9 protein-coding genes are annotated in these 12,846 nt (G+C 35.2%); 5 read left to right on the top strand and 4 right to left on the bottom strand.

Annotated elements, in window-relative coordinates; genetic code table 11:
• Window positions 1-87 precede the first annotated feature (87 nt).
• From FQU21_RS10035 to FQU21_RS10050, 4 genes are all read right to left on the bottom strand, one after another.
• A complete protein-coding gene (locus FQU21_RS10035; protein ID WP_147677863.1) occupies window positions 88-1,623 on the bottom strand; it encodes a NupC/NupG family nucleoside CNT transporter in 1,536 nt (511 codons plus the stop codon).
• Between the two features lie 16 nt (window positions 1,624-1,639).
• Window positions 1,640-2,260: a bifunctional nuclease family protein gene (locus tag FQU21_RS10040; RefSeq protein ID WP_147677864.1), complete on the bottom strand. Its 621-nt coding sequence runs from the start codon at window positions 2,258-2,260 to the stop codon at window positions 1,640-1,642.
• A 111-nt stretch (window positions 2,261-2,371) separates the two neighbouring features.
• On the bottom strand, window positions 2,372-3,331 hold the full coding sequence (locus FQU21_RS10045; protein ID WP_147677865.1) for an electron transfer flavoprotein subunit alpha/FixB family protein: 960 nt from the start codon (window positions 3,329-3,331) through the stop codon (window positions 2,372-2,374).
• A 105-nt stretch (window positions 3,332-3,436) separates the two neighbouring features.
• On the bottom strand, window positions 3,437-4,183 hold the full coding sequence (locus FQU21_RS10050) for an electron transfer flavoprotein subunit beta/FixA family protein (protein ID WP_147677866.1): 747 nt from the start codon (window positions 4,181-4,183) through the stop codon (window positions 3,437-3,439).
• A 294-nt stretch (window positions 4,184-4,477) separates the two neighbouring features.
• Here FQU21_RS10050 and FQU21_RS10055 point away from each other — a divergent pair, with 294 nt between their 5' ends.
• From FQU21_RS10055 to FQU21_RS10075, 5 genes are all read left to right on the top strand, one after another.
• Window positions 4,478-5,455, top strand: coding sequence for a pyruvate dehydrogenase complex E1 component subunit beta (locus FQU21_RS10055; RefSeq protein WP_147677867.1), 978 nt, complete (start codon window positions 4,478-4,480; stop codon window positions 5,453-5,455).
• A gap of 150 nt (window positions 5,456-5,605) precedes the next feature.
• Window positions 5,606-8,113 carry a DUF5686 and carboxypeptidase-like regulatory domain-containing protein gene (locus FQU21_RS10060; RefSeq protein WP_147677868.1) on the top strand — a complete coding sequence of 836 codons (2,508 nt, stop codon included), beginning with the start codon at window positions 5,606-5,608 and terminating at the stop codon, window positions 8,111-8,113.
• 321 nt (window positions 8,114-8,434) lie between these two features.
• Window positions 8,435-8,962 carry an inorganic diphosphatase gene (locus tag FQU21_RS10065; protein ID WP_147677869.1) on the top strand — a complete coding sequence of 176 codons (528 nt, stop codon included), beginning with the start codon at window positions 8,435-8,437 and terminating at the stop codon, window positions 8,960-8,962.
• A 125-nt stretch (window positions 8,963-9,087) separates the two neighbouring features.
• Window positions 9,088-11,493: a sodium-translocating pyrophosphatase gene (locus tag FQU21_RS10070; protein ID WP_147677870.1), complete on the top strand. Its 2,406-nt coding sequence runs from the start codon at window positions 9,088-9,090 to the stop codon at window positions 11,491-11,493.
• Window positions 11,494-11,563: 70 nt separating this feature from the next.
• Window positions 11,564-12,562, top strand: a complete 999-nt coding sequence (locus tag FQU21_RS10075) for an App1 family protein (protein ID WP_147677871.1) — start codon at window positions 11,564-11,566, stop codon at window positions 12,560-12,562.
• The last annotated feature ends 284 nt before the right edge of the window (window positions 12,563-12,846 follow it).

Raw genomic sequence — 12,846 nt, forward strand, 5'->3', positions numbered from 1 at the left:
GAGAATTATAGTTGAAATTTAGACAAAAATAAAGAAAAAACACTTTTCATATCCTGAATGTGTTTTCATTTTAATTTAGTTTATTAATTATCCGATAATCATTCCGGCGATCGTTGCCGAAATTAAGGAAGCAATTGTACCCCCAATAAGCGCTTTCATACCAAAATTTGATAAGGTTTTGCGTTGTCCTGGAGCCAAAGAACCAATACCACCAATTTGAATACCTATTGAAGCAAAATTAGCAAATCCACAAAGCATGTATGTTGCCATTATTATCGATTTCTCGTAGGTTAAGTGTGTTAGGTTTGCTGCGTTTTTTAAATCGCGTAATTGTATATATCCAATAAATTCGCTGGCAGCCAATTTAATTCCCAAAAGTTGTCCCATTAAGGCCATATCTTCTTTAGCAACGCCAATAAGCCACATGAGTGGTGCAAAGGCATAGCCTAAAATAAGTTCAATAGATAGTTTAGCGTAAGAAGTGTTATTAGCAATCCAATGGTTTATAGATGTAACATCGCCCACCCAACCAAGTATGCCGTTAAACATGGCAATAAAGGCTACAAAAACCAATAACATAGCTCCAACATTTACAGCGAGTTTTAAACCTTCTGTGGTACCGTTTGCAATAGCATCAAGGAAATTAGATCCTATTTTTTCTTGAGACACCGAAACATCGGTATTAACATCTTCGGTTTGTGGATATAATATTTTTGAAATGACTATAGCTCCCGGTGCTGCCATAACTGAAGCGGCTAATAAGTGTTTAGCGTAGAACAATCTTAATTCAGCATCATCGCCACCTAAAAAACCAATATATGCGGCTAATACAGCTCCCGCAACGGTTGCCATACCACCAATCATAACCAATAGCATTTCAGATTTATTCATTTTCTCCAAATATGCTTTGATTAAAAGGGGCGCCTCTGTTTGACCTAAAAAGATGTTTCCTGCAACACTTAAACTTTCTGCTCCTGATATTTTTAATGTTTTAGAAAGCAACCAAGCCATAGCTTTTACTACGCGTTGAATGATCCCTAAATAGAATAAAACAGAGGTTAATGCAGAAAAAAATATAATCGTTGGAAGTACTTGAAAAGCAAAAATAAATCCGAAGGTGTCCATATCGACTACTAAACCTTCAAATAGAAATTTGCTTCCAGCCCTTGTAAAATCTAGGACGTTAACAAATAGGCTTCCAATAAATTCAAAAATGGTTTTTATAAATTCTACTTTTAAAACGCCGATAGCAATTAAAAGTTGAAAAGCTAGACCGATAATAACAATTTTCCAGTCGATTGCCTTTCTATTACTGCTAAAAAGAAAGGCTACAAAAATTAGAGTAATCATTCCTAAAGCACCACGCCATAGACTGTTAAAAGTAAAGCCTTCACTTGGAATAATTGCAGATGTTGCTACTTGTGGTTTTGCTTGTGTAGATTCAGAAACTTGTTCTGCGTTTAATGTTGCTTTGGTAACCACTGCGGAATCTTGAACAGTACTGCTATGCGCAACTGTTGTTTGATTAATTTCAGTAGGTACCGTGTCGTTTACACTCTGTGCCGTAAGTGTTGTCGTTAAAACTAAAAACAAAGCAACAGTAATTAAAAACAACTTTCTCATATTATGGGCTTAGGGATTATTCTCTTTTTGAAATTTCGTCACGAATATGGGCTGCCTTTTCGTAATCTTCATTGGAAACGGCTTCATCTAATAAACTATGAAGTTCTTCTAATGATTTTGTTTTAAAGCTCTCACCCGGTTCTTCTTGAGTTTCTAGGTCATTTGATACCAATTCGTCCATTAAAATATGGTCTTCGGTATCTTCGTCTTCTTTTTTAGGATTTACTTTTAAGTAAATACCGGCTTTATCAAGAATATTTTTAAACGTAAAAATAGGCGCTTGAAAACGTAGTGCTAAAGCAATAGCATCGCTGGTTCTAGCGTCTATAATTTCTTCAATTTTATCGCGTTCGCAAATTAAGCTTGAGTAGAATACACCATCTACCAACTTATGAATAATCACTTGTTTTACAATAATATCGAAACGATCGGCGAAATTTTTAAATAAATCGTGGGTTAAAGGTCTTGGTGGACTAATTTCTTTCTCTAAAGCAATGGCAATAGATTGTGCCTCAAAGGCTCCAATAACTATGGGGAGTTTACGGTCGCCATCCACTTCGTTTAAAATTAATGCATAAGCACCGTTTTGGGTTTGGCTATAGGAAATTCCTTTAATGTTTAATCTTACTAAACTCATAATTAATAAAAACGCAAAGAACTGTTTAAATTAGGACTTTACCAACTCGATGATGGGTAAATTCTAATTTAATCAGTTCTAAATGAGAATTACAATTTATAAAAAAATAATTTATTGTTGCGATTTAAAAGCTTTTAATTTTTCAATGAGTTCTGGAACCACTTGAAAAGCATCGCCCACAACGCCGTAATCGGCTGCTTTAAAAAACGGAGCTTCGGGATCTGTGTTAATAACCACTTTTACTTTAGAGGCATTAATACCTGCTAAATGTTGTATGGCACCAGAAATCCCAATAGCAATGTATAAGTTGGAAGCAACGGGTTTTCCTGTTTGCCCAACGTGTTCTGCATGTGGTCTCCATCCTAAATCGGATACGGGTTTCGAGCAAGCGGTTGCCGCTCCTAAAACTTCGGCTAATTCTTCAATCATGCCCCAGTTTTCAGGACCTTTTAGTCCACGACCACCAGAAACTACTATTTCAGCATCTGCTATAGTTACTTTGTCTGTTGCTTTATCTACAGATTCAACGTTTATTGATGACTCTAGAATAGTTGGCGCAAAATCTTCCGCGGAAGCGCTACTACTATTTTCTACTAAACCGTAAGCGTTATTAGAAACTCCAATAATTTTTACTTCGGTATTTATTTGAATATTTTCGAAGGCTTTATTTGTAAAAGCAGGACGTTTAACTGTAAATGGACTTGTATTTGATGGTACAGCAACCACATTAGAGGCGTAACCAGCGTTTAATTCCACCGCTAAAAGTGGGGCTAAATACTTACTGTCGGCACTAGAACTTACAATAATTACTTTGGCACTTTCATTTTCTGCCGCTTGTTTAATAACGTTAGCATAAGTACTAGCGCTAAATTTTTCTAACTGTGTGTTGCTAATATTTAACACTTTATCTACCCCGTAATTTCCTAAGGTTGAAGTGTTGGCAACGTTTATACTTACAGCCGTAACTGTTGTGCCTAATTGATCGGCAACCGCTTTGGCGTAAGAAGCAACTTCTAAAGCTGCTTTTTTATAATGACCTTGTTCTGATTCTGTATATACTAAAACTGACATAATATATTCTTTGTTTTTTGTTATTCCCATGAAGATGAGAATTTTATTAATTTTCCGTTATCATCAAAATATCCTGAAATAAATTCAGGATGATTTAATCAGAGATTAAATCACCTTAGCTTCGTTATGAAGTAAGTTAATTAACTCGTCTAAATTATCTGGAGATACTAAAGTAACGGAGCCTTTTGGTTCTGGTTTTTCAAAAGAAACGGATTGTGTTTCTACTGAAGCTTCAATAGGCTCAACCACGGTTAATGGTTTTTTACGGGCCATCATAATTCCACGCATGTTAGGTATTCGTAAATCACTTTCTTCTACTAAGCCTTTTTGTCCGCCAATTACTAAAGGTAAGCTTGCAGAAATGGTTTCTTTTCCACCATCAATTTCTCTAACTGCGGTAGCCTTTGTACCATCTATTTCTAGACCAATACAGCTATTTACAAAATTAGCATTGGTTAAACCCGCTAGCATTCCAGGAACCATACCGCCATTATAGTCTATAGATTCACGACCTGCAATTACTAAATCGTAACCACCGTTATTAACAACATTAGCTAATTGTTTAGCCACGGAAAAAGCATCGGTAGCCACGGTATTTACACGTATGGCTGCATCGGCACCAATAGCTAATGCTTTACGTAAAGTGGGTTCTGTTTCTGGACCACCAACATTTACAACATCTACACTTGCGCCTTGTTTTTCCTTAAACCACATGGCACGTGTTAATCCAAATTCATCGTAAGGATTTATTACAAATTGAACGCCGTTGGTGTCGAATTTCGTATGATCTTCTGTGAAATTAATTTTGGATGTGGTGTCTGGAACATGACTAATACACACTAATATTTTCATAATAATCGCTATTTAGTAAGAATATGTTTTTTCGAATTTACGAAGTTAATTATATTTTTCCAGAAAAATACTATGCATGCATAATAAATTTTTGTTTCATTTTAATTATTTGTTATAAAATGAGGTGGTTATAGTTTTAGAGATGCTTATTTGAAAAGGTTTTTTTTCTAATTTTTTAGTAAAAAAAGAGACTTACTGTGGGGATGTTTAAAATTAACCAAAATCAAAGTGAAAAAAACAATATTTTTCTCGTATAAAATTTTTAATTTAGCAACCAGATTTAAAATAGACAGGATGAAGACAATTCAATTTAGAGAAGCTATTTGTGAAGCCATGAGCGAAGAAATGCGTCGTGACGAAAGCATTTATTTAATGGGAGAAGAAGTAGCAGAATATAATGGTGCGTATAAAGCATCTAAAGGGATGCTAGATGAGTTTGGAGCAAAACGTGTTATTGATACACCAATTGCAGAGCTTGGTTTTGCAGGTGTAGCTATTGGTTCTACTATGACGGGTAACCGACCAATTGTAGAATACATGACATTCAACTTCTCATTAGTTGGAATTGATCAAATTATAAACAATGCTGCAAAAATTAGGCAAATGTCTGGTGGGCAGTTTAATTGTCCTATTGTATTTCGTGGTCCAACAGGATCTGCAGGGCAGTTAGGAGCAACGCACTCACAAGCATTCGAAAACTGGTTTGCAAACACGCCAGGTTTAAAAGTGGTTGTACCATCTAATCCGTATGATGCAAAAGGACTTTTAAAAGCAGCGATTCGTGATGACGATCCCGTTATTTTTATGGAAAGTGAGCAAATGTATGGTGATAAAGGCGAAGTGCCAGAAGGAGAATATATTATTCCTTTAGGTGTTGCCGATATTAAACGTGAAGGTACCGATGTTACTATTGTATCTTTCGGTAAAATTATTAAAGAAGCATACAAAGCTGCAGATGAATTAGAAAAAGAAGGTATTTCTTGCGAAATTATCGATTTACGTACCGTTCGTCCAATGGATAGAAAAGCCATTCTAGAATCGGTTAAGAAAACAAATAGATTGGTAATTTTAGAAGAAGCTTGGCCTTTTGGAAGTGTTGCTACCGAAATTACGTATTTAGTGCAAAGTGAAGCTTTCGACTATTTAGATGCGCCAATTGTTAAAATTAACACCGCCGATACACCTGCGCCTTATTCTCCTGTACTTTTAGAAGAATGGTTACCTAATAAAGACGAGGTTATTAAAGCTGTTAAAAAAGTTTTATACAAATAAAACAACATAGTTTACGTTATAAAAACTTCATTAACACTTGTTGATGAAGTTTTTTTGTATAATAAAATAACCAATTTGTTTTTTTTTGAAAGGAATACTGTAATAATTAGACTATGAATTCCTTTTTTTTAAACATGTTAAATACCCCGAATGAAAATAAAATATATTATAATATTTTTCTTTTTTGGATTACTTTCAATTGGAGCGCAAACCAAAGTGAGCGGTTATATTTTTGATGAATATAAACAGCCTGTATCTTTTGCAAACGTTTTATTTAAAGGTTCTACTCAAGGAACAATAACCGATGAAAACGGAAAATTCTATTTAGAATCCAGTGAAACCTGGAGTAACCTTATTGTTTCCTTTATAGGTTACGAAACCTTAGATATTCCTTTAAGTAAAAAAGTGAATTACGATTTAAACTTTACTTTAATAGAAGAAGCTTCAGCTTTAGATCAAGTGTTAATTGTGTCTGGAAAGCAGTCTAAAAAAAATAATCCTGCCATAGATTTACTCCGAAAAATTTGGGAAAACAAGCGAAGCAACGGTTTAAAACAGTTCAAACAGTACAAATACGATAAATACGAAAAAGTAGAATTCGATATAAATACGATTGATAGCGCACTAATAAAAAGTAAATTATTTCGTGGTATGGAATTCGTTTTCAATCAAGTCGATACTTCTCGGGTTACAGGAAAAACATACTTGCCTATGTTTATTAACGAGGCAGTTTCTACCGTTTATGGCGATAATATTATAAAAAAAGAAAAAGAAGATTTAAAAGGAAATAAAAACTCTGGATTTAGTGATAATCAAATTATCATTGATTTTGTGGACGATTTATATAACGATTATAATGTGTATGATAATTACTTAAAATTCTTCGATAAGAGTTTTGTAAGTCCACTCTCTAGAACAGGAATTAATACCTATAATTATGTGTTGTCCGATAGTTCGTTTATCGATAACAAATGGTGTTACAACATCATTTATTATCCACGACGTAAAAATGAATTAACCTTTAAAGGCGATTTTTGGGTTGCCGATACTACATACGCTATAAAAGAAATTAACCTTCAAGCTTCCAAAAGTGCTAATATAAACTGGGTAAAAGATATTTATATAGAACAAGAATTTGAAGTTTTAAACGATTCGCTATTTTTAGTGAAGCGCGATTATATGATGAGTGATTTCTCATTCAGTAAAAAAGAAAAAGCACGTGGTATTTACGGAAAACGTACAACGCTGTACAACGATTATGTGTTTGATGTTGAAAAGGATAAAAAATTCTACGACGTCGAGGTTTATAATTTTGATAAAGATGTCTATGATCGTGATGATGCGTTTTGGTCGGAAAACAGACTAGAAAGCTTAAATAAAGACGAGCAAGGGGTATACAAAATGCTGGATACTTTAAAAACGGTTAAAAAGTTTAAACGTTTGTATAATTTAGGAAGTATTTTGGCTTCCGGTTATATTGAATTTAATGCGTTACCGCTAGATTATGGCCCTATATTTTCAACTTTTGGTTTTAATGATGTTGAAGGTTTACGCCTGCGTGCTGGAGGGAGAACTTATTTTGGAAAAAACGATTTATGGCGTTTAGAGGGTTTTATGGCTTATGGCTTTAAAGATGATAAATTTAAATACGGCATTTCGGGTAAATGGTTACTCGATAAAAAGAGTCGACTCATTATTTCGGGAGGAAACCGGCGTGATGTAGAGCAAATTGGCGCGAGTTTAACTACGAGTTCGGATGTGTTAGGACGAAGTTTAGCCTCGTCATCGGTTGTTGGAACCAGTACAAATGATAAGCTAACATCTATTAATTTAACCAGTTTAGCTATTGAAGCTGAACCTTGGCGTAATGTCGTTTTTAGATTGGGCGGAAACTACCGTACTTTAGAATCGGCATCGCCTACCTTTAGTTTAGATTACAATACCCCCGACGGTGGCTTAGAATCGGAAATAAAACAATTTGAATCCTCGTTATCGGTATCGTATTTTCCGAAGCGTAAAATGACAGGTTTTGGGGTGGAACGCTTTCATGCCAATGATAATTATGCGAGTATATTTACTCAAATAACACGTGGTGATAAAGGAATTCTTGGCGGTGATTTTAATTATACAAAACTTCAGTTTTCATACATTCAACCTTGGCAAATAGGTGCTTTTGGCCGTTTAACAACAACCGTAGAAGCAGGAAAAACCCTTGGGGAAGTTCCATTAGGCCTATTGAGTGTTATTCCCGGAAATCAGTCCTATTTTTCAATATACAATACATTTTCTCAGCTTGATTTTTATGAGTTCGTTTCCGATACTTATACATCGGTGCATTTAGAACATAATTTTAACGGACGTCTTTTTTCTAGAATTCCGTTTTTACGAAAGTTGAACTTGAGAGAAATAGTGAGTTTTCGTGGCGTTATAGGTGGTTTATCTGATGAAAATATCGCATTAAGCAATACAGGGTTGCCAAACAGTATCACGTTAATTGCGCCTAATAAAAAGCCGTATTACGAATATGGTTTTGGTATTGGTAATATTTTTAAAGTATTTAGAATCGATTTTAATTTTAGAGGCAATTATTTAAATGAAACCAACTATCCAGATGCTAGAAAGTTTGGGGTTACCGGTGGGTTTGGATTTAATTTTTAAGGAAATTATAATTTATTTTAAAGAACCAATTGGGAAAATTATTGTTGTAAAAAGACTATTTTTTATAAAAACTAGATGTAACATTTTTATTGAATTTTGGTAATAATTAATGTTTATTTTTGCTAAAAAAATATAATAAAATTAGAGTAATATGTATTTTTAGTAACATGTAAAGATGTAATGAAGTAGATGTAATGCTTTTTGTTAAGTTTAAAACGCGTGTTTTTATCTTGTTTACTCTTTGTGTGTTCAGTACATTTGCAATCTAATTTTAAGTAATTAAATTCTTTCCGATTGGAGGGATATAAAATAAGATTTAATATGAGTGATGAAAAAGCTTTAACTTTTGATGTTTTAATTGAAATACCTAAAGGAAGTAGAAATAAGTATGAGTACGATTTTACATTGCATAAAATCCGTTTCGATCGTATGTTATTTTCTTCTATGATGTACCCTGGAGATTATGGATTTATTCCAGAAACTTTAGCTTTAGATAAAGACCCTTTAGATGTTTTAGTTTTAGGTCATCAACCTACCTACCCTATGGTTGTAATGGAAGTGCGCCCAATAGGTGTGTTTTATATGACGGATGAAAAAGGGCCAGATGAAAAAATTATCTGTGTACCAGTTTCCGATCCTATTTGGAGTAATAAAGCAGATATTGCCGATTTAAATCCACACCGTTTAAAAGAAATTGAGCACTTTTTCCAAGTTTATAAAGATTTAGAAAAGAAAAAAGTTGATACTGGTGGTTGGGGTAATGCCCAGGAAGCAATTAATATTTACCACGAATGTGTAGAACGTTATGAAAATAGCGAACACAAGAAAAAACGCACTTTTACTATTTAATTAGTAAATTCTTAAAATTTCAAAATATAAATGAACCATCTTTAATTAAAGATGGTTTTTTTTATCATTTTAATTTCATATTTTTAGCTTAGTAAATAGTAATTAACTTAACTCAGCCAAGATATATGGAATTAATAGTGAAATTTTTACCTCTTTTTGGGGTATTAGCATTAGTGTTCGTTTTTATAAAAAATGTTTGGGTGTCTAAACAAGATGTTGGAGGCCCTAAAATGGCTCGAATTGCCAAGAATATTTCGGCAGGTGCTATGGCTTTCTTAAAAGCAGAATATAAAGTTTTAGCCGTATTTGTAGCCGCGGTAACCGTGTTGTTATATTTTAAAGGAAGTAATGAGACTGGGTCTAACGGTATGGTTGCTGTATCTTTTATTGTAGGAGCTATTTGCTCAGCTTTAGCTGGATTTATTGGAATGAAAGTGGCTACTAAAGCTAACGTAAGAACCACGCAAGCAGCACGAAAATCTTTAGGAAGTGCTTTGGAAGTTGCCTTTGCCGGAGGAGCAGTAATGGGGCTTGGCGTTGTTGGTTTAGGTGTCTTAGGGCTTAGTGGCTTATTTATGATATATAGTGGGCAAGGTTGGGAGTTAGGAGAAATTCTTAATGTGCTTTCAGGCTTTTCTCTAGGAGCATCGTCTATTGCTTTATTTGCGCGTGTTGGTGGTGGAATTTATACTAAAGCCGCCGATGTTGGTGCCGATTTAGTAGGGAAGGTTGAAGCTGGAATTCCTGAAGATCATCCACTCAATCCTGCAACCATTGCAGATAATGTTGGTGATAATGTTGGGGATGTTGCCGGTATGGGAGCCGATTTATTTGAGTCCTACGTTGGTTCCATTATAGGTACCATGGTTTTAGGTGCTATTTATGCTACTTTGCCAGAATTTCAAGATACTTTTGATGGTTTAGGAGCCGTGTATTTACCATTAGTACTTGCTGCGGTGGGTATTGTAATGTCTATTTTAGGTACCTTTTTTGTACGTGTAAAAGACGGCGGTAATCCGCAAACGGCTTTAAACATAGGAGAGTTTGGTTCAGCCGGTTTAATGCTAATTGCTTCTTATTTTATAATTAACCAAATGTTACCCGAGTCTTGGGTAGATGCAGGAATAACCTATACGTCTATGGGTGTATTTTGGGCTACTATTGCTGGTTTAGTTGCCGGTTTAGCCGTTGGAAAAGTAACAGAGTTTTATACGGCCACAGGTAAAAAACCAGTAATGTCCATTGTAAAACAATCGGAAACAGGAGCTGCAACCAATATTATAGCAGGTTTAGGTGTGGGTATGATGAGTACGGCTATACCTATTTTATTAATTGCAGCGGCTATTATCGTATCGCATCATTTTGCAGGTTTATATGGTATTGCCATTGCTGCCGTTGGTATGTTGGCAAATACAGGCATTCAGTTAGCAGTAGATGCTTATGGTCCAATTTGCGATAATGCCGGTGGTATTGCTGAAATGGCAGAGTTGCCTAGTGAAGTTCGTGAACGTACCGATAAATTAGATGCTGTTGGTAATACTACCGCAGCCATAGGGAAAGGTTTTGCCATTGCTTCAGCGGCTTTAACCGCTTTAGCTTTATTTGCCGCTTTTATGAAAACTGCCCATGTAACCGCTATTGATGTGTCTAGACCAGATATTATGGCCGGATTATTAATAGGAGGGATGTTGCCTTTTGTGTTTTCTGCATTATCTATGAATGCGGTGGGACGCGCAGCAATGGCCATGATTGAAGAGGTGCGTCGACAGTTTAGAGATATTCCGGAGCTTAAAGCGGCGTTGGGTGTGATGCGAAAATACGATTCGGATATGTCTAAAGCCTCTGAAGCTGACCGTGCTATTTTTGATGCTGCCGATGGTGTTGCCGATTATGGAAAATGTATCGATATTTCTACCAAAGCTTCTATTCGAGAAATGGTATTGCCGGGCTTATTAGCCATTGCCGTTCCTGTAATTGTAGGTTTTGGAGGGATTTGGTTTGGTGTAGGAGGGCCTGAAATGTTAGGAGGGTTATTGGCAGGCGTAACGACTTGTGGTGTCCTTATGGCTATTTTTCAGTCTAATGCTGGTGGTGCTTGGGATAATGCTAAAAAAACGATAGAAGAGGATGGAAGAAAAGGAACCGATGTGCATAAAGCAGCGGTTGTTGGTGATACTGTTGGAGACCCGTTTAAAGATACTTCGGGGCCGTCGTTAAATATATTATTAAAATTAATGTCGGTTGTGGCTTTAGTTATTGCACCAAGTATTATGATGCCGGATAATAACGTTACTGCTTATGTTAAGGCTTCCGATGAAGTTGAGCAGGTTAATGTTAAAAAAGAAGTAAATATTGAAATGCACCAAAATAATGATGGAACAGTAAAGGCAGTCGTAAAAACCGTGAGTACAAAAAATGGAGAAGTAACAACGACTTATGAAAATTTTGAAGGTACAGAAGCCGAGGTTCGAGCAAGTCTTACAGATTTAAATAATGATACTAATATTATCAAAGAAGAGGTTGTAAATTAATAAGACTTCTTTTTTTAGTAATTTTGAAAAACCACGTAAAAACGTGGTTTTTTGTATTTTTAAAATCTATATGTTAAAAAAAGACCCTGTTCAAATAATAGCATTTCAAACCTATGGTACTTGTAGCCGGGTATATTTACGTGGACGCGCCTTAGAGGATGAAAGTATTAATCTAGAGCATAAAAGTGTTTTAAAGTTACTTATTAATGCCTGGAAACGTTTTGAAACCGATGAGGTAAAACATGCCGAACTCCTTGTTAAGCTTGGGGATGATTATGTGTTTTATACAAAAACGGATGACCGAGGTTATTTTTTATTAGATGAAACCGTTGATGATATTAGTAAATACCAAGATGAAGAAGGTTGGGTAACTTTTGAGTTTGCATTCAAAAATAAAATTATAAAACGTTCTATTCAGTCGGAAAATAAGTTTTTGGCTCCCATGCTTATTCCTGCACAAAGTGCAAAGTTTGGAGTGATTAGCGATATTGATGATACCATTATACATACCGGAATTGTTTCTAAATTTAAATGGCGTGTTATTTTTAATACCTTTTTACGAGCGGCTGGAAAGCGTTTACCGCTAGAAGGGGCTGCGGCATTTTATAAATTATTGCATAAGGGCAAAACGGGGCAGGAAGCAAATCCTATTTTTTACGTGAGTCATAGTCCGTGGAATTTATACCGTTACTTAGATTATTTTTTAAAACGGAATGAATTTCCAGAGGGTCCCATTATTTTGAGGAAATTCCCGAGTCTTTTTGGACGAAGACCAAAGCATGACAAACCGGAAAAACAAAAAGAAATTATCAATTTATTAGAAGCTTATCCGGACTTGAAGTTTATTTTAATTGGGGATTGTGGGGAACACGATCCTGATATTTATATTGAAATTGCTGAGGTTTTTCCCAATAGAATTTTAGCGATTTATTTAAGAAGTGTAAAACATAAAAAGAAAATGCTTCGCGTTTCTGGGTTGTTTCGTGATTATAAAACGACTCCGGTTTTATTAGTAGAAACGAGTGCGCATGCTATAAAACATGCTCGAGAATGTGGGTTTATTGCTTAGGTTGGCATTTTGTTTATTAGCGTTTGCAAGCTTGTTTTGTTTTACGGTTTACTCTATATTTGGCGGGTAGTTGCGCTAGGGATTGAGGCATTGTTGAAGCTCTTTTTGTGTGGTTGCGCCTATGCAACACAAAAAAGCGACTGCCGAAAGCCCGACCCTTGTGGTAGCGCCAAAAAAATATTAAATAACTGTACTCAATACGGTTATAGGGAAAACAAATGATAGCTTTGTAAGGATTCGAAAAATTTTTGACTAAATTTGTGTTATTAAAACGAATTAGGAAC

The sequence above is a fragment of the Algibacter pacificus genome (assembly GCF_008033385.1).
Classification (GTDB): Bacteria; Bacteroidota; Bacteroidia; order Flavobacteriales; family Flavobacteriaceae; genus Algibacter; species Algibacter pacificus.